General features: G+C 70.3%; 17 protein-coding genes and 2 pseudogenes. 10 read left to right on the top strand and 9 right to left on the bottom strand.

Going from position 1 to position 16420, the window contains the following annotated elements:
- Positions 1–600: 600 nt before the first annotated feature.
- Entirely contained in the window at positions 601–1833 is a 1233-nt protein-coding gene (locus ACFVFQ_RS31520) for a DUF3089 domain-containing protein (RefSeq protein WP_383422594.1), read from the top strand.
- 588 nt (positions 1834–2421) lie between these two features.
- Here ACFVFQ_RS31520 and ACFVFQ_RS31515 read toward each other — a convergent pair.
- The 3 genes from ACFVFQ_RS31515 to ACFVFQ_RS31505 form a co-directional block, all read right to left on the bottom strand.
- Positions 2422–3216, bottom strand: coding sequence for an SDR family oxidoreductase (locus ACFVFQ_RS31515; RefSeq protein WP_383422592.1), 795 nt, complete (start codon positions 3214–3216; stop codon positions 2422–2424).
- A gap of 164 nt (positions 3217–3380) precedes the next feature.
- Positions 3381–3527, bottom strand: coding sequence for a hypothetical protein (locus tag ACFVFQ_RS31510; RefSeq protein ID WP_383422590.1), 147 nt, complete (start codon positions 3525–3527; stop codon positions 3381–3383).
- Positions 3527–4225 carry a DNA polymerase ligase N-terminal domain-containing protein gene (locus tag ACFVFQ_RS31505; protein WP_383422588.1) on the bottom strand — a complete coding sequence of 233 codons (699 nt, stop codon included), beginning with the start codon at positions 4223–4225 and terminating at the stop codon, positions 3527–3529. The genes ACFVFQ_RS31510 and ACFVFQ_RS31505 overlap by 1 nt, the downstream gene beginning before the upstream one ends.
- Positions 4226–4655: 430 nt before the next feature.
- On the opposite strand from ACFVFQ_RS31505, the gene ACFVFQ_RS31500 reads away from it, so the two are divergent.
- The 3 genes and pseudogenes from ACFVFQ_RS31500 to ACFVFQ_RS31490 all read left to right on the top strand — a co-directional run.
- Positions 4656–5966 carry an NAD(P)/FAD-dependent oxidoreductase gene (locus tag ACFVFQ_RS31500; RefSeq protein ID WP_383422670.1) on the top strand — a complete coding sequence of 437 codons (1311 nt, stop codon included), beginning with the start codon at positions 4656–4658 and terminating at the stop codon, positions 5964–5966.
- 23 nt (positions 5967–5989) lie between these two features.
- The gene (locus ACFVFQ_RS31495; protein WP_383422586.1) at positions 5990–6772 is read left to right on the top strand and encodes an Fpg/Nei family DNA glycosylase; all 783 of its coding nucleotides are present in this window, start codon (positions 5990–5992) and stop codon (positions 6770–6772) included.
- A 238-nt stretch (positions 6773–7010) separates the two neighbouring features.
- A pseudogene (locus ACFVFQ_RS31490) lies at positions 7011–7148 on the top strand (IS5/IS1182 family transposase); the annotation flags it as partial.
- 26 nt (positions 7149–7174) lie between these two features.
- Here ACFVFQ_RS31490 and ACFVFQ_RS31485 read toward each other — a convergent pair.
- Together ACFVFQ_RS31485 and ACFVFQ_RS31480 are read right to left on the bottom strand one after the other, a co-directional pair.
- Positions 7175–7705 (bottom strand): hypothetical protein, encoded by a 531-nt coding sequence (locus ACFVFQ_RS31485; protein ID WP_383422678.1) that lies wholly within the window; start codon positions 7703–7705, stop codon positions 7175–7177.
- Positions 7706–7735: 30 nt separating this feature from the next.
- Positions 7736–7879 carry a hypothetical protein gene (locus ACFVFQ_RS31480; RefSeq protein ID WP_383422584.1) on the bottom strand — a complete coding sequence of 48 codons (144 nt, stop codon included), beginning with the start codon at positions 7877–7879 and terminating at the stop codon, positions 7736–7738.
- A 405-nt stretch (positions 7880–8284) separates the two neighbouring features.
- Between ACFVFQ_RS31480 and ACFVFQ_RS31475 the strand changes: the two are divergent.
- The 4 genes and pseudogenes from ACFVFQ_RS31475 to ACFVFQ_RS31460 form a co-directional block, all read left to right on the top strand.
- Positions 8285–8539, top strand: a pseudogene (locus tag ACFVFQ_RS31475) (MFS transporter); the annotation flags it as partial.
- 117 nt (positions 8540–8656) lie between these two features.
- Positions 8657–8977, top strand: coding sequence for a hotdog domain-containing protein (locus ACFVFQ_RS31470; protein WP_383422668.1), 321 nt, complete (start codon positions 8657–8659; stop codon positions 8975–8977).
- Positions 8978–8984: 7 nt separating this feature from the next.
- Positions 8985–9683 carry an FAD-dependent oxidoreductase gene (locus ACFVFQ_RS31465; RefSeq protein ID WP_383422582.1) on the top strand — a complete coding sequence of 233 codons (699 nt, stop codon included), beginning with the start codon at positions 8985–8987 and terminating at the stop codon, positions 9681–9683.
- A complete protein-coding gene (locus tag ACFVFQ_RS31460; protein WP_383422580.1) occupies positions 9569–10351 on the top strand; it encodes a flavin monoamine oxidase family protein in 783 nt (260 codons plus the stop codon). The genes ACFVFQ_RS31465 and ACFVFQ_RS31460 overlap by 115 nt, the downstream gene beginning before the upstream one ends.
- Positions 10352–10378: 27 nt before the next feature.
- Here the strand turns inward: ACFVFQ_RS31460 and ACFVFQ_RS31455 are convergent, their stop codons facing one another.
- Positions 10379–10990 (bottom strand): TetR/AcrR family transcriptional regulator, encoded by a 612-nt coding sequence (locus tag ACFVFQ_RS31455; RefSeq protein WP_383422578.1) that lies wholly within the window; start codon positions 10988–10990, stop codon positions 10379–10381.
- 67 nt (positions 10991–11057) lie between these two features.
- Here ACFVFQ_RS31455 and ACFVFQ_RS31450 point away from each other — a divergent pair, with 67 nt between their 5' ends.
- On the top strand, positions 11058–12086 hold the full coding sequence (locus ACFVFQ_RS31450) for a VOC family protein (RefSeq protein WP_383422576.1): 1029 nt from the start codon (positions 11058–11060) through the stop codon (positions 12084–12086).
- On the opposite strand, the gene ACFVFQ_RS31445 is transcribed toward ACFVFQ_RS31450, so the two are convergent.
- Both ACFVFQ_RS31445 and ACFVFQ_RS31440 read right to left on the bottom strand, forming a co-directional pair.
- Positions 12076–12954 (bottom strand): NADP-dependent oxidoreductase, encoded by an 879-nt coding sequence (locus ACFVFQ_RS31445; RefSeq protein ID WP_383422574.1) that lies wholly within the window; start codon positions 12952–12954, stop codon positions 12076–12078. The two genes, ACFVFQ_RS31450 and ACFVFQ_RS31445, sit on opposite strands and share 11 nt — an antisense overlap.
- A gap of 37 nt (positions 12955–12991) precedes the next feature.
- A complete protein-coding gene (locus ACFVFQ_RS31440; protein WP_383422572.1) occupies positions 12992–14176 on the bottom strand; it encodes an MFS transporter in 1185 nt (394 codons plus the stop codon).
- 317 nt (positions 14177–14493) lie between these two features.
- Here ACFVFQ_RS31440 and ACFVFQ_RS31435 point away from each other — a divergent pair, with 317 nt between their 5' ends.
- Entirely contained in the window at positions 14494–14616 is a 123-nt protein-coding gene (locus ACFVFQ_RS31435) for a hypothetical protein (protein ID WP_383422570.1), read from the top strand.
- A 201-nt stretch (positions 14617–14817) separates the two neighbouring features.
- Here the strand turns inward: ACFVFQ_RS31435 and ACFVFQ_RS31430 are convergent, their stop codons facing one another.
- Entirely contained in the window at positions 14818–16089 is a 1272-nt protein-coding gene (locus ACFVFQ_RS31430; protein WP_383422568.1) for an APC family permease, read from the bottom strand.
- Between the last annotated feature and the right edge of the window lie 331 nt (positions 16090–16420).

Genomic DNA, 16420 nt, shown 5'->3' with positions numbered 1-16420 from the left:
CGGCGTCCCCTACGGCGCCCCCTATGGCGTCCCCCGATGCTGCACGCGTCCGTGCTGCGCGGCCCGCTGACCTCCCGTGGGATGCGTGGTAAGCGGGTCCCAGCGACGCCGACAACCCTCCGTTCGTACCTGCCCGTTGCTGCGTTGATGAGTGGCGTTGGTGGTGGGGGTGGGGTGTGGGTGCGGTCCGCGCGTCGGGTTCGACGGAGCGCTCGCCGCGCGGCACCAGCACGCGGCTGGACCGCGGTCGGTCTCGCGCGGGTGCGGGGGTGCGACCGGTCGCACCGCTACGGATGTCCGGTGGAGGCGCCCACGGTGTCCTGCGGGGCGTCCACCCCGCCGCCGGGGCCCAGCGGACGGCGTCCGGAGCGTGGCCCGATCGTCTTCCGCTTGGCCACCTTCTGCCGGGCCGACCAGTTGCCTGACCGGCTTCCCGGCCCGCACTCCGACCACCGATTGTTCCGGCCGGCTGCGTTACCTGCCGCGCTGTCGACGCGTTAAGGCGACTGTGGAGGTGGCCAAATCACATCTCCTTCTCATCTTTCATCGTGCGAATCCCTCCTTCCCCTCATGAGGAGCGTTGTGCCCTGGCTCTCTCGGATGACCCCTGCCGTGCTGTCGCTGGCGCTGTTGTCGGGCGCGGCAACCACCCTGCCCGCAGCATCCGCTGTCGCGACGAAGCACATTGCGGAGCAGCCCGCTTGGCTGTGCAAGCCCGGCATCCCGCGCAATCCCTGCAACCAGGATCTCGCTGGAAGTCCCCAACGGCCGGGCCCCGGTGGTGCGTTCACCATGCGCTACCCCTCCGGCCAGTCGGTGACGCTGGATGCCCAGCGCGTCCCGTCCGACCGTAAGGAGCGCTTCGCCGCGCCCCACCGGCCGCCGGTGGACTGCTTCTACGCCTACCCGACCGTGGACATGCTCGGCCAGAACGCCTTCCGAGTGCCCGAGGATCACGTCATGGCGGTGCTCATGGCCCAGGCGGCGCGGTTCTCCGCCAACTGCCGGATCTTCGCGCCGGTCTACCGCCAGGCGACGTTCGCCGAACACATGCTGGGCGGCAAGGAGGCCGCGCTGGCCCGCGGCCAGGCGGACATCACCCGTGCCTGGCAGCACTATTGGCAGCACGACAACCTCGACCCCGTCACCCATCGACACCGCGGAGTGGTCATCCTCGGCCACTCCCAGGGCGCCACGGCCCTCACCGCGATGATGCGGCGGGAGATCGACCCGAAGCCGGCCGTCCGCCGTCACCTGATCTCGGCGGTCCTGCTCGGCGGTGACGTCACCACCGCCTCGTTCCGCCACCTTCCGGCCTGTGCGCGGAACAGTCGCCGTGCGCCGATGCCCACCGGCTGCGTCGTGGCCTACTCCAGCTACGCCAAGGCCCCCACCCGCAAAGATATGTTCGGCCACACCAACGCACCCGACACCCACGTCCTGTGCGTCAACCCGGCCGCCCTGCTGAACGGCGTGCCCAACCAGCGCCGTCAGCGGCTGGACACCTACATGCCCACCCGCAGAGCCCTCAACGGCAACCCGCTGGCCCCGAAGGGCAGCCTGGGGCTCATCCTGACCGGGTACCAGGTCTCCGACGCGGACGCCGGTTACGTCCACCGCCCCAGCGCCCTCGACGGACAGTGCCGCCTGAACAAGACCGGTCACAGCACCACGAGTTGGCTCCAGGTCTCGGGTGACACAGCCGCCGTCACCGAGCCCGGCGCACACAGTATCCTCAGCGGCCTGCACGTGATCGACTTCAACGTCGCCCAGGGCGACCTCACCCGACTCGTACGGGCCCAGTCCAACGCGTGGCTCGCTTCGCGTGCTTGACGCCTGAACGGTGAGGCCCGGAGCCCTTGCCTGAGGGCGTGAACCCGAGTCGGGAACGGCGCGTATGCGCGGCCGCCATGCCTGTCCCATCGCCGCCTCCAGAGGCAGGGCTGTCTGAGGGGCAGTCAGAGGCCCAGCTGGGAGGTACAAACCTCTTGCTGGGCCTCTTCGTTGTTCGGGCAGGGTGGAAGAAGACAGCCTTGGGGGGCCGCATCCGCGCCCATGCGTTGGCCGCGGTCATGCCGACCGCCGGGTGCATGGCGCAGTAGCGCGGCGCGGGTTGGGCCAGGGCGTCCCGTGACCCGTGACCCGTGACCCGTGACCCGTGACGAGAGCCTCCGCGGCAAACGGGGCCAACAGCACGCCATCCGCTCACGCGCCCAACTCCGGCACAGCCCCGCCCTGTTGCGTCGCATCGTCACGGACGACCCCAGCGTCCCGGTCACCCGGGTGCCCACGGCCGCCGGGACCCTCGCCAGCCACGCTGGCAGCGTCTCCATGCACCGCGTCACCCCCATCGTCGGAGACACCGCCCGCGTCAGCGCCGTCCTCACCTACAACTCCCAGCCCGGGCAGGCCCTCGGCTCCCTACGCGGTTGTGGCGATGCCGCCGTCGACGGGGATCACGGCGCCTGTGAGGTATGCGCCTGCCCGGCTGGCGAGGAACACGGCGACACCCGCCATGTCGTCGTCGCGGCCGATCCGGCCCAGTGGGGCCGACGCCGCAATCGCCTCGCCGAACTCGTCGAGGGTTGCCTCCATCATCGCCGACGGGAACGGCCCCGGCGCCACGGCGTTCACGGTGACGTGCTGCGGTCCCAGTTCCTTGGCGAGCACTCTGGTGAGTTGATGCAGTGCGGCCTTGCTGCTGGAGTACGAGTAGTTGGGCCGCTGGGGGATGTGGATGGCGGCGATGCTGCCGATGTTGATGATCCGCGCGGGATCGTCGGCGGTGCCCGCCTTGCGAAGTGCGGGCAGCAGCGCCTGGACCAGCCAGAACGGCGACTTCAGGTTGAGGTCGACGACCGTGTCCCAGGCCGCGTCTGGGAACGTCGCCAGCGGCTCGTCCCACATGGCGCCCGCGTTGTTGACGAGGATGTCGAGACGCTCCGAGTCGGCGGTGACAAGGTCGGACAGTCGCCGACACTCGTCGTGGCGGGACAGGTCGGCGGGGATGGCCCGCACCTCACCAAATTTGGACAGCTGTTCCTGCGCCTGAGCGCACGCTTCCGCGTTGCGTGAGCTGATGACCACGCGGACGCCCGCTTGGAGAAGGCCACGCGCGATCATCATTCCGATGCCTCGGGTACCACCGGTGACGAGCGCGCGCTTTCCACTCAGATCGAAAAGTTCTGCGTGCGTGGTGAAGTGGTTGTCCACCACTTACCCCCTTTTCAGTTGGTCGTGCGGGATGGTGCGTCGACGCGTGGGGTGTTCGGTTCAGCTGTCTCAACGCTATGGCCTTGGAGTGCACTCCAAGCAAGCGGAACTCGGAGCCGACGGAGCCGACGGACCGCGTCCGCAGCCGCCTCAAGACCCTGGCGCGATCACCGGTCGCCGCCTTGTGGCCGCTCCCGGACCACGTCGGTCGCTGCCATGGGCCGCGCCGCCCGGTCGTCGCCGGCGGGCGCGTCGCGCAGCAGCTCGCGCTGGGCGGCCGGCAGCGCGTCCAGGAGTTGCTGGGGATCGGTCATCAGCCGTCGCCCCGCCCTTCCGGGGCGTCCTCGGCGGCCACTTGGCGCAGGGTGCGGCCGCTGAGCACGGAACGGGCCCTGCGGGCATCGGGGGTGCCGCGCCCCTCGGCGCGGTCGTCGTTCTCCTTCACCAGCAGCCAGGACTCCCGTTCACCGGAGCCTTGACCACCCCGGAACCGGGTGAGCGCATAGCCACCGTGCAACTTGCTGCCGTCCAACCAGAAGGCGACGTGGCCCTCGTCCAGGGACTCCCGGAAGGACCGGGAGCGGGCCCCGGACCGGGAGCCTCCCTTCCGCTTGTGCCGCAGCGGGTGGAAGCTGCCCTCGTCCCAGACGATCACGGTCCCCGCGCCGTACTCGCCCTCCGGAATGACGCCCTCGAACTCCCGGTATTCCAGCGGGTGGTCCTCGGTCGGCATGGCCAGCCGCTTGTCGTGCGGATCGGTGGACGGGCCCTTGGGCACCGACCAGGACTTCAGCACGCCGTCGACCTCCAGCCGGAAGTCGAAGTGCAGGGTGCTGGCGTCATGGATCTGGACCACGAAGTGCGGCTCGGCGGCGCCCGCGCCCCCACCGCTCTCGCCGGGGCCGCCCGACGGCTCCCCGGTGCGGTCGAAGTGCCGCTTGCCCCGGTAGGCGCCCAGGCTGTCCTTCGACTTCGTGCCGCGCTCCGCACGTTCACGTCCGTCTGCCACCACGTCGCCCACCCACCTTCCGTAGCCATGGCGCTTCCGCGGCCTCGGTGATCGTCCTTCCGATGCCCGATGCCCGATGCCCGATGCCCGATGCCCGATGCCCGATGCCCGGCTCCCGGCGGCAGGCTCCCGGCCTCGGCGACCGGCGTCGCCCGGCTGCCGGCGGCTTCACCGGCCCTCTCTCCACTCTGGCGCGCGGCGACACGGGCCGCACGTGCGGAGGTCTGCGGCATCCGCGATGACGCACTGCTTACTCCCATTTGCCCAGGTTGGTCGACCATGGGGTGACTAACGGGCGTCGCCGAGGGGCACCCGAAGACCATGGGCGCGAGGTGGGAATGCCTGGGAGCCTCGCACGAGGGCCGTGCCACCGCCTCGCCCCCGAACGTCCTCGACCGTAGGAGTGCACGTGAACCGCCGCCGTCCTCGGATCGTGATCGTCGGAGCCGGCTTCGCCGGCTACACCTGCGCCCGCACCCTGGCCAAACTGGCCAAGGGGGCCGCCGAGATCGTGCTGCTCAATCCGCACGACTACTTCCTGTACGTACCGCTGCTGCCGGAGGTCGCCGCGGGGGTCCTGGAACCCCGCCGGATCTCCGTCTCGCTCACCGGGACCCTGCCGGGCGTCCGACTCGTCCTCGGGCAGGCCCACGACGTGGACTTCGACGCCCGTCGGGTGGCCTTCACCGACCCCGAGGACCGGGAGGGCTCGCTCTCCTACGACCGGTTGGTGCTGACCGTAGGCAGCGTCAACAAGCTGCTGCCGATCCCCGGGGTGGCGGAGCACGCCCACGGCTTCCGCGGGATGCCCGAGGCGTTGTACCTGCGCGACCACATGACCCGTCAGATCGAGCTGGCCGGCGCGGCCGACGACCCGGCCGAACGCGCCGCGCGGACCACCTTCGTCGTGGTGGGCGCCGGCTACACCGGCACCGAGGTGACCGCCCAAGGCGCGCGCTACACCACGGCGTTGGCCCGCCAGAACGCCGGGCTGCGGGACGATCCGCCGCCGCGGTGGCTCCTGTTGGACCTCGCCGACCGGCTGCTGCCGGAGCTGGACGTGCGGCTGTCGCGCACCGCCGAGCGGGTACTGGGTGGGCGCGGCGTGGAGATCCGCACCGGGACCTCCGTGAAGGAGGCGACCTCGGACGGGGTGCTGCTCGACGACGGCGAGTTCGTCGCCAGCCGGTCGCTCATCTGGTGCGTGGGCGTCCGCCCCGACCCGTTCGTCGCGGGGCTGGGGCTGCCCACCGAGAAGGGGCGGTTGTGCGTCGATGAGCAGTTGCGGGTTCCCGGCCGGCCAGGGGTCTTCGCCTGCGGTGACGCCGCCGCCGTACCGGACCTGACCCGCCCCGGCGAGCTGACGCCGATGACCGCGCAGCACGCCGAACGGCAGGGCCGGACCGCGGCGCACAACGTCGCGGCGTCCTGCGGCCGGGGCGCGCCGCGCGCCTACGAGCATCACGACCTGGGCTTCATGGTCGACCTGGGCGGCGGGCAGGCGGCCGCCAACCCGTTCCACGTCCCGCTGTCCGGCCCGCTCGCCGGTGCGGTCACCCGCGGGTACCACCTGCTGTCGATGCCCGGGAACCGCGCCCGCGTCGCGGCCGACTGGCTGCTCGACGCCGTCCTGCCCCGCCAGGGTGTCCAACTGGGCCTGGTGCGCTCCTGGTCGGTGCCGTTGGACACCGCCTCACCCGAGCTGGCCCGCGTGCCCCGCGGCTCCAGCGGCGACACGAAGTAGACGAAGCAAGATGTGCGACTCAGATGCCTGAACTGCCCGACGTCGCGGCCTTCCAGACCGTCCTCGCCGACTGCGCGCAAGGGCGGAAGATCCGCCGGGTCGAGGTGTGGGACGCCGGCGTGCTCCACGGTGTGAGCGCCGTGGGGCTGCGTCGCGCTGTCGAGGGGCGGACGTTCGCCGCGCCCCGACGCCACGGAAAGTGGCTGCTCGCGCCCCTGGGCGGCGACTCCCCGACCCTGCTGCTGCACTTCGGCATGACCGGCGAGTTGGTCTGCTGCCATCCCGACGACGAGCCCGCCGCGCACGACCGCGTCGCCTTCACCGTCGCCACCGATCGGCAACTCCGCTACCGCGACCAACGCAAGCTCCGCGGCCTCTGGCTCGCCGACGACGCGGACCAGGTTCTGGAACACCAAGGCCCCGACGCGCTGGACGTGTCGCGCGACGCGTTCGACGCGGCCCTCACCGGTCGCCGCGGTGGCATCAAGTCGGCCCTCATGGACCAGTCGGTCCTGGCGGGACTCGGCAATCTGCTGGCCGACGAGATCCTGTGGCGCGCCCACCTGCACCCCACCCGCCAGGCCCGTTCCCTCAGCGCCGCCGAACGCGGGGAGCTGTATCGCTGCATGCGGCGCACCCTGCGTTCGGCGGTCCGTGCCGGACGCGTTCCACCCCGCAGGTCCTGGCTCACCGGTCACCGCGACGTCCCCGCCGGCGCCCGCTGCCCCCGCTGCGACGTCCAGCTACGCCACGCCCGCGTAGCCGGCCGCGGAACTGTCTGGTGCCCCAACTGCCAAGCGTTATAGGGGGGTTACTTTCACCGTTGCTCACCGCGCCCAAGCGGGTTGTACGGAGCAACGACCGGAACCGCCGGTGTGGCGCGGGCGGTGGCGACGACCGGCTACACCGGCACTGGGGCGTCGCGCCGGAATCCTTTCCCGGTCACGTGGCGATCGGCCTGCCGCTGCCCGGCAGCCGCAACGACTGCCGGGCGTTCACGGAGCCCGGAGCTCACAGCAGGAAGCGGAGCATGCCGTTCACCGGAGGGCGCGAGCCCGTGTGGAACACACCCTGGCGCGGTTGAAGAACTGGAAGCCCCTGCGGGACTGCCGGCTCAAGGGCCACGGCGTTCACCAGACCATGCTCGGCATCGCCCGGCTCCACAACCTGGCCCTCACCGGCAAACTCACGCCTCATACGGGACAACCTCAGGCCGGCACCGAAAGGCCCTGGATCAGGAGCTGCTTGAGGTCAGACTCAGCGGGGATGGGAGTTCCCCACGCGGCACCGCCGTTGCCCCAGCCGGCGTTGATGTCGAATGTGACATCTCGCTCGCTGACTCCGGAAATGTCGATGAGCATCCCCGGACCGTAGGAGCTAGCCACTACGGTCCCGAGATTGACGTTCTTTACCGCGAAGAAGAGCAGGATCTGCTCTACCGGCTGGAACGTGTCAAGGAAATCGCCATTCAACGGAAAGGCGCACATGGGAACTGCGGCAGCCGTTTGATTGCTCTTTTGCGAGATGCCGCACGTGAAGTACTGCTGCAGTTTGTTGTTGACTCCGATCTGCCCAGGGAGGTTGGCGTCGTCGTAGACGTCGCCAGTGCCCGCCGGGTTCGTGACGTCAAGTCTCTGTTCGAGCTCGATTTCGTAGCTGGCCGAGGCTGTGATCTGCCCATCGGGAATGATCTTGCTTGAGGAGGTGAAGGCTTGGTACTGCGCGTTCCACTGGACCAAGGTCCCGGTGGAATAGGTCGAGCTGGCGAACTACACCAGCGGCATTGCGTCTTGTTTTGGCTGTCCCGCGATGGCTTTGAATCCGTACAGGCGGTACTTCCCGTTTTGTAGGGTGTCTGCCGTTGTCTGGTCCATCGTGATTTTGATCGTGTAGTCGTAGCTGTCCTTGGCCATTATCTGCCTCCTTGGTCGAGGGGGTCGGGTGTGCTGGTGGCATATGCGGCGACGCCTCGCCTTGGTACCACGCACGTCTACACCCGGGAAGCTCCGCTAAAAACTTCACTCCAACAGGCGTGAAGTTTTGCCGGCAATACCGGCCATTCGGTCGGCCTCCTCGCCCGTGAACGTCACGTCCTCTCCAGCATTTTTGGATTTGCTAGAGAGCGAACAGGCATGCCGAATCCGGCTCTGCGACTTGCGCACAGATGCCTTGATGTGGCGCAGGAGGGCGGGAAGGCCTGCGGTTGCGGTGGCGGAGGGTCCGTCGCAGGGGGCCTGGTCGGGGTTGGGGTGGGCCTCGATGAACAGGCCGGCCAGGCCGAGGGCGGTGTCGGCCCGGGCCAGGCGGGCGGCGAACTGGCCGCGGTGCAGGCGGTGATGGCCGATATCGTCGCCCCAAAGGACCGCGTCCGCGCCTTCTCCCTCAACTACTGGGCGATCAACCTGGGTTTCGCGGTCTCCTCCAGCGTCGCCGGGCTGATCGCCGAACACGGTTATCTGGCCCTCTTCTTGGGCGAGGCGACGCCGGTGTTGGCCTGTGCGCTGGTGGTGTTCTTCGCGTTGCCGGAATCGCGCCCGGCGGTCGGCGGGACGGCGACGGCCGGGCGCGCGCCAAGGCGGGCGGGACGGGGAGCTGCGCGGTACCGAGATCGCCAAGCGCGGCTACCCCGGCGTCAGGATCGGCGGACAGGCGGTTGCCCCTGGGATCGGCCGCATCGACGAGGACATCGCGTGAAGGTCATCCACCAGCGATACGTCGCCTACTCCGACGCCCACTACGCCGGCAACCTCGTCGACGGCCACGAGAGCCTGTTCGCCGGGTATTCCTCGGTCGAGTTCCTCGCTCCGGTCCGCGGCGGGGACGTCATCGAGGTCGAGGCGCGCCTCGTGTCCCGAGGAAAACGGAGTCGAGCGGTCGCGTTCGAACTGCGCGTCATCTGCCGCTCGTTGGACGAGACCGGCCGGGCCGAGGTCCTGGCCGAGCCCATCGTGGCCACCCGGGCGCTGGGGACGGGTGTCGTGCCGGCCGACGCAGTCAAGAAAGCGAGTTGAATGAGCCATGGATACGTCGAGCGACGTACGTGAAGAGTCGTGCGAGAGCGTCGTGGTCGGTACGGGCATGGCGGGGTTAATGGCGGCAACCACCCTGTCCGATCGGGACGTTGTCGTACTCGAAGCCGCCGGTCGGGCCGGGGAACGCGTGGAGTCGGTTCGCCAGGGCGACTACTGGATCAACCTCGGAACGCAGTTCACCGAGGGAACCGGCACCCTGATCGAAGCCCTCGAACGCCACCAGATCCCCATGGGAACGCTGGCGGGCAAGAAGGTGGCCCTCGCGCTCAACGGAAAGCAGGTCGACACCTCGAATCCGTTCGGCCTGATGTTGCGCTCCCGGATGACCTTCATGGACCGGGTCGGACTGGCGGCGGTCGGCGCGCGCATCCTCGCGGCCGTACCGTTCCTGGCGATGAACCCCGACAACGCCCTGGCGAAGCGGGTCCGGGCGTTACTCGATGCGCGCTCCGCGTCGTACGTGCTGCGCGGCGTTCGCTCCGAAGTCGCGCGGATCATGGTCCGTCCTGGTCCGGGCAGTGGAGGGGATGCGAACCGGAGGAGACGGCGGCTACCCAGTTCGCGATCTCGATGGGAATCCTCCTCACGGATCCGGAGAAGGTTCCGAACTTCTCCCTGCCGGCAGGAGGAAACCAGACCCTCACCGACGTCCTCGCCGCCGACCTCGGCGACCGGCTGCGACTGAACTCGCCCGTGAGCACGGTGGAATGGACCGAGGACGGCGCCGTCGTGGACTACGAGGACGAGAACGGCCCGGCGCGCATACGCGCCCGCCGTGCGATCGTGGCCGTTCCCGGCGACACGGCGCTGAAGATCATGCCGGACCTCCCACCTGCCTATCGGGCGGCGTTCGACGCCATTCACTACGGCCGGTACGTGGTGGTGGGCTACTTCACCCGCGAGGAGGGCCCGCAGCGGTGGGACGACTACCTCGCCGTGTCGACGCCGCAGCTGTCGTTCCAGGCGATGTTCAACCATGCCGCGGCGATGCGCGGTTCCGGCCCACGCAGGCCGGGCGGGGCGCTGGCCTGCTTTGCGGGCGGTGCGGTAGCCGACAGCCTGTTCCCGCTCACCGACGAGGAGATCGTTACCCGATTCACCACAGACCTTCTCTCGCTCTACCCCGAGCTCAAGGGGAAGCTCGACGAGGGGATCGTCCGACGCCACCACCGGGGCGTACCGTTCTGGGCACCGGGCGAACGCGCCTCGCTGCCGACGCTGCGCCAACCCCTCGGCCCCGTCTACCTGGCCGGCGACTACCAGCTCGACATGCCCTCACTCGCCGACGCGGCCACGTCGGGCGAACGGGCCGCGAAGCAGGTGCTGGCGAGCCTGCCCCGCCCGGTGCGCTGACGATCCGACGCTTCCGCAGTCGAGTCGCTATGTCGGGTTCTCCTGGCGCCAGGACCGCCTGATTCGGTCGATCATGTCGACGAACAGCTCGAAGCTGCGGTCGACCCGGTCCTGGTCCTCGGTGGCGAGCAGGTCGAGCTGGAGGCCACGCGCCTGCGCCACGATCATCGAGGCCACCAGGGAAGCTTGGCCGGCCGGGCACCCTTCGGCCAGAACGAGGCTTTCCATCAGCGCCAGCGAGTCATGCGCGGCCCGTTGAAGGTGGCGCTTATAGCGTTCGGGCTGCCGCACCGCCAGTGCGTGCACTTCGAACAGCAGCCGGTAGACGGCCATGTCCTTGGGGGCGGTTGTCGTCCGCCACCAGCGTGTCAGGCTCGTCAGATCGTGCGGCGATCCGCCGAGGTCCGCGGCCTCCGCCAGCCGATGCCGGAGGAGCTCGATCACCTCCGTGAGCAGGTTCTCCTTGGAGCCGAAGTGATGCAGCAGCGTCCCATGGCTCACCCCGATCGCGTGGGCCATCGGCCGCATCGCCAGGCCGCCGACCCCGTGCTCCAGGACGAAGTCGGCGACGGCGCTGAGCAGTTCAGGCCGCCGATGCTGGTAACGAAGGCTCCGACCGTCGATGTGCTCCGTGTCCACGCGGCTGATCGTACGGGAGCGACAAGTAGATTGACCAAGTGGTCAATCTACTTTTACGGTGACGGCCATGAGCCACGACATCGGGCGTCTGCACCATGTAGGCCACGTCGTCAGCGACATGGGAGAGGCCCTCACGCTCTACCGGCGGCTGGGCTTCACCGTGGAACCGCCGGCCTATCCGACGCTGGCCCGGCGCGCGGGTGCTGCCCCGGAGCCGTTCGGCGCGGCGAACACGCACGCCGACTTCCCGCACAGCTTCGTCGAGCTTGTCACCTGCGTGCAGGAGGGAGGGGACACCCGGGTCCCCGGTGAGGCAAAACTCGTGCCCCTGCAGGCTCCGGCCGAGTTGCTGCCCCAGCTCGTGGAACGGATCAGCGACACGAGTGCCAACGTCGCGGCGTGGCTGGACCGCTTCGAGGGCCTGCACATCCTCATGTTCTCCTCGCCCGACATCGACGCCGCCGCCGCGCGACTGAGCGAGGCCCGCGTGGTACACGGCGGAGTCAACACCGTGCACCGTCCCGTGGAGACCATCGCGGGAACCCTCATGGAGTCCATCCGCTACCTGGAGGTCGACGGCTGCGCACCGGGGGCGAGGCCGGGCACGGTGTCGGAGGGCAGGGTGGGGGTGGTCTCGGATCTCGCCCCGCACGTGCAAGGCTCGCGGCAGACGGGCCACCTCAACGGCGCCTTCGAGCTCGTCGAGGTCATGGCCTGCGTTGCCGAGGCCGACCTCGACACCACAGCAGCCAGATACCAGGACTACCTGGACCGTCCTGCGCGACCCGACGGGCCGTCGCGGTTCTTCGACCTCGACGGCGCCCGGCTGACGCTCGTACCCGAGTCCCATCTCGCGACCGTCCTGCCGGGCGACCACGCCCCCGCTCTCCCCGCCTTCGTCGCCTACGCAGTCGCCGTGCACGACCTCTCCGCCACCCGGAAGCTGCTGCAGGACAACGGAGTCCCGCATCACCGAACCGGCTCAGGCGACCTTTTCGTCCCCGCCACCTCTGCGTTGGGCGCCGCGGTCATCTTCCGCGCGGCGACGGGGACACAAGACCAACGGCCCCAGCCGGCACGAGCCTTCAGAAGGTGATGAGGGCCTTGCCGAGGAGGCCGCCGGCTTCGAAACGCTGGTGGGCGGTGCGGATGTCGTCGAGCGGGAAGCGGTCGGCGATCCGCAGCCGCAGCTCGCCGGTGTCGACGAGCTTGGCGAGGTGGGCGAGGTCGGTGGCGTTCTCCTGGACGTAGCTCTTGCGGGCGCCCGGCACGTCGGGCAGGGGGTGGTCGGCGACGGAGACGAAGCGCCCTCCGGGGGCGAGGGCCGCAGCCACGTCCGTGCCGGCGGTGTCGAGGACGGCCTGATACCGGCCGCGGGGCAGGTCCTGCGGGCGGTGCCAGGCACGCTCCGCGCCGAGCTCCGTCGCTGCCTGCTCATGGCCGGGCCGGGAGACCAGGGCATCGACGTGGGCGCCGGTCACGCGGGCGAGTTGGACAACCAGGCCGCCGACAGCCCCGGCGGCACCGACGACCAGAAGGCGCTCGCCGGCGCTCAACTCCGTGGCGCGCAGGGCCTGCAAGGCGGTCGTCCCGGCCAGCGGAAGGGCCGCCGCGTCCGCCAACGGCACCGTGGTCGGTGCGGGTGCGAGCAGGTGGCCGGGCAGGGCGACCAGCTCTGCCCAGGTGCCGCGGCCGGTGGCGATCTGCGCGGACATGGCGATGACGTGGGCACCCACCTCGTGGGCGGGGTCGTTGCTCGCGACGACCCGGCCGGAGAGGTCCCAGCCGAGCGTGGCCGGCAGCGGCGGGCCGACCTCCCAGGCGCGGGTCTTCCAGTCCACCGGGTTGAGGCTGCTGGCTTCGGTGCGGATGAGGACGTCACCGGCGGCGGGTTCGGGTGCGGCGACCTCGCGGAGGGTCAGGACGTCGGGGCCGCCGTGGCGGTCGATCTGGACAGCGCGCATGGTCAGAAGTTCCTTCCAGGGAGGGTGGGTTCGGGGGTCAAACAGCGGTGTTCGCCGGGGCAATGCCGGTGTGCTGCGCGGTTCTGGTTCGGGGCAGGACCAGGTAGGTCAGGGCCAGGCCACCGAGGCTGAGTACGGCTCCGGCCAGGCCGGTCCAGCGCAGTGCTCCGGCGGCGACGATGGCCCCGCCGAGGGCAGAGCCGGCGGCGGCGCCGAGGTTGAAGGCACCGACGTTGGCCGCGATGGCCAGGGTCGGTGCGGAGCCGGCATGGCGCAGGATCAGGCCCTGCAGCGGGGCGATAGTGGCGGTAGCCAGCAGGCCCAGGCCCAGGACCGCAAGCACGGCGGTGGGTTGCCAGGCGGCGGCGAACGGCAGGGCCACCAGCACGCCGGTCAAGCCGCCGAACACCCCGCGCACCGTGGCGGACATGGACCTGTCGGTCAGCTTGCCCGCGGCCAGGTTGCCCAGAAAGCTGCCGACACCGTAGGCGAACAGGAGAGCGGAGACGGCGGCAGGGGAGAAGCCGGCGATGCGGGTGAGCAGCGGCGCGATGTAGGTGAAGACGACGGCGACGCCGGAGAAGCCGACCGCGGTGGTGGCGATGGCGAGCAGCACCGGCTTGCGGCTCACCACGCGCAGCTCGTCGCGCAGACCGGCGGACGATGCCTGCTGCTGGGGCAGCACCAGCGCCAACAGCACCGTGGCGGCCAAGGTCAGCACGGTCAGCACCGCGAACGGGGCCCGCCAACCGGCCGCATGTCCCAACAGCGAGCCCAGCGGCACCCCGAGCAAGGTAGCGATGGTGAACCCGGAAGCCACGGTGGCGATCGCCGAACCGGTCTTGTGCTCGGGCACCACGCTGGTGGCCATCACCAGCGCCAACGCGAGGAACGCGGCATGGCTGAGCGAGGAGACCACCCGCCCGACCAGCAACATCGTGAACGAGGGGGCCAGGGCACTGAGCGCGCTGCCCACCGCGAACACCAGCATCAGCCCGAGTGCCAGGGGCTTGCGGGGCAGCCGCGCGGTCAGCAGGGTCACCGCGGGCCCGCCGATCACCACGCCGAGCGCGTAGGCGGTCACCGCCTGCCCCGCCGTGCTTTGCGACACCCGAAGATCCGCGCCGACCTCGGGCAGCATGCCCGCGACCAGGTATTCCGTCGTACCGACAACGAAGACGCTCGCGCACAAGGCCGCGAGCGAGGCAGCGTTCTTACTCATGCCGGGGAAGCTAGAGCCTCACATCGGTGTGAGAGTCAAGCGGCGTTGCCCGCCCGAGGCATCCATGAGACGCGGCATCCATGAGGAGGATGCCGCGCGGAACAGTCCGGCTGCACAGCAGCCTGTGGCGCTCCGCGGATGCGGCAGCACCAGCCCAGTCATAGCATCGCCGTGACATGCCCGTGAGGTCAGGAAGTTGATGCTCGTGGACCCATCAACCGCGCCCGCCGAAGCCGCAGTTCACAGGAACGACCAAGCCAGGCACGGGCGGGGAGCCTCCACCTACAACAGTGTCGCGGAACTGCATCCTCGACTTCATGGACGCCTTGGACACCAAAGAGATCCACGGGTTCGACCCGGCGCGCGGCTACCGGGTGTTCGCCCAGTCGGCACTGGTGGGCGATACCGGCGAGGCGGCCGGGCAAGTCGGCGCGGTGTGAGGTGAGGACGCAGGCACCGGAACTTCCTCGGTCGCGCCCACGAGGGCCCCGTCCAGGCCCGCTCCGACTGGACGGCCGCGAGCGCCCGCTTCGGCGAGGTGCGCGGCTACGGTGGAGAGCGCCTGCCGGCCCCCGAACTGCCTTCGGTGGCCGTGTCGATGTCGTTCCAACCCGTCGCCCCGGCGCGAGCCCGGTCGCAGATCAACCCCGGGCAACGACCAGGCGGCGCAGCCCGTAGGCGGCGGCGCCGAGTGCCAACACCGCGGCTCCGGAGAGCACCGAGGAGAGCGGCAGGGCAAATGCGAGGGTCAGACAACCGGCGAGCCCCACGACGGGGATGATGCGGGCCGGGCGACCCTCGGCCGGTGTGAGGGTGAGCGCGGAGGCGTTGGCGATGGCGTAGTAGGCGAGCACGCCGAAGGAGGAGAACCCGATCGCCCCGCGCAGATCCACCAGCGCCACGAGCGCCGCGACCACCGCGCCCACGAGCAACTCGGCGCGGTGCGGGACCTGGAAGCGGGGATGGACGGCGGCCAGTGCATGCGGCAGGTGCCGATCGCGGGCCATCGCGAGCGTGGTGCGGGAGACGCCGAGGACCAACGCCAGTAGCGACCCGAGTGCGGCCACCGCCGCGCCGACCCGCACGACAGGCACCAGCCAGTCGGCCCCCGCCGCGCGCACCGCTTCCGACAGCGGCGCGGCGGCGCCCGCAAGCCCCTTCGGCCCCAACACCACCAAGGCGGCAACGGCGACCAGGGCGTAGACAACCAGGGCGATGCCCAGTGCGAGCGGGATGGCGCGGGGAATGGTGCGGCCGGGGTCGCGAACCTCCTCGCCGAGAGTGGCGATGCGCGCGTACCCGGCGAACGCGAAGAACAGCAAGCCCGCAGCCTGAAGGACGCCGCCGAAGGTGGCGTCCGCGCCCACGTTCAGCCGGGCCGCATCCGCCGTGCCGGACGTCAGGGCCACGACCACTACGGTGGCGAGCACGGCCAGGACCACGGCGACGATGGCGCGGGTGAGCCAGGCCGACTTCTGCACGCCGGCGTAGTTGACCGCGGTCAGCGCCACCACCGCAGCCACCGCAACTGCCTGCGCCTGCCCGGGCCATGCGTAGGAACCCACAGTCAGGGCCATGGCCGCGCAGGAGGCGGTCTTGCCGACCACGAAGCCCCACCCGGCCAGATAGCCCCAGAAGTCACCGAGGCGTTCCCGGCCGTAGACGTACGTGCCTCCCGAGGCCGGGTAACGGGCCGCGAGGCGTGCGGAGGAGGTCGCGTTGCAGTACGCGACCACCGCGGCGACGGCGAGACCGAGCAGCAATCCGGAGCCGGCGGCGCGCGCCGCCGGGGCCAACGCGGCGAAGATCCCGGCGCCGATCATCGATCCCAGACCGATCACGACGGCATCCGGCACCCCGAGCCGCCGTCGCAACTCATCCGGCATCCCAACGGCGTCCGCTGGTTTGCTCATTGCCCACTCCCCGGCAGCACAGCACGCGCACAGCACGCACCTCGATTTCGGGGAGACGATACGTCAGGGCGGGTCTGACCGACGACCGCGCCTGACACCACGGGCGCCCGGCTCCGTGCCGACGCGTCGAGTTCCGGGACGGCACGTTGCGCGCGAAGCGGGGTGTTCCAGTCGACCGGTACGGCGGCTGCGAGCGAGGCGGGCCGCCGCGAGAAGACGAAAGGGCCATGCGGCCCTGTCCGGCCGGCACGGCACGTCGCAGGCTGGTGAGTGATGCCGGACAGGCGCGCCGTACGGGCGCTCGGTGCCCACACGGCGAGGGACCGCCCCC

This window comes from Streptomyces sp. NPDC057743 (assembly GCF_042798755.1).
Classification (GTDB): domain Bacteria; phylum Actinomycetota; class Actinomycetes; order Streptomycetales; family Streptomycetaceae; genus Streptomyces.
Note: the sequence above shows the minus strand (reverse complement) of the source record. Positions and strands in the feature narration are given on the sequence as shown.

Coding starts and splice junctions, on each gene's coding strand:
- ACFVFQ_RS31510 (WP_383422590.1), bottom strand. CDS start 3,527: ATGACCGATCCCCAGCAACTCCTGGACGCGCTGCCGGCCGCCCAGCGC.
- ACFVFQ_RS31520 (WP_383422594.1), top strand. CDS start 601: ATGACCCCTGCCGTGCTGTCGCTGGCGCTGTTGTCGGGCGCGGCAACC.
- ACFVFQ_RS31460 (WP_383422580.1), top strand. CDS start 9,569: ATGGGAATCCTCCTCACGGATCCGGAGAAGGTTCCGAACTTCTCCCTG.
- ACFVFQ_RS31495 (WP_383422586.1), top strand. CDS start 5,990: ATGCCTGAACTGCCCGACGTCGCGGCCTTCCAGACCGTCCTCGCCGAC.
- ACFVFQ_RS31480 (WP_383422584.1), bottom strand. CDS start 7,879: ATGGCCAAGGACAGCTACGACTACACGATCAAAATCACGATGGACCAG.
- ACFVFQ_RS31440 (WP_383422572.1), bottom strand. CDS start 14,176: ATGAGTAAGAACGCTGCCTCGCTCGCGGCCTTGTGCGCGAGCGTCTTC.
- ACFVFQ_RS31430 (WP_383422568.1), bottom strand. CDS start 16,089: ATGAGCAAACCAGCGGACGCCGTTGGGATGCCGGATGAGTTGCGACGG.
- ACFVFQ_RS31465 (WP_383422582.1), top strand. CDS start 8,985: ATGGATACGTCGAGCGACGTACGTGAAGAGTCGTGCGAGAGCGTCGTG.
- ACFVFQ_RS31445 (WP_383422574.1), bottom strand. CDS start 12,954: ATGCGCGCTGTCCAGATCGACCGCCACGGCGGCCCCGACGTCCTGACC.
- ACFVFQ_RS31450 (WP_383422576.1), top strand. CDS start 11,058: ATGAGCCACGACATCGGGCGTCTGCACCATGTAGGCCACGTCGTCAGC.
- ACFVFQ_RS31435 (WP_383422570.1), top strand. CDS start 14,494: ATGGACGCCTTGGACACCAAAGAGATCCACGGGTTCGACCCGGCGCGC.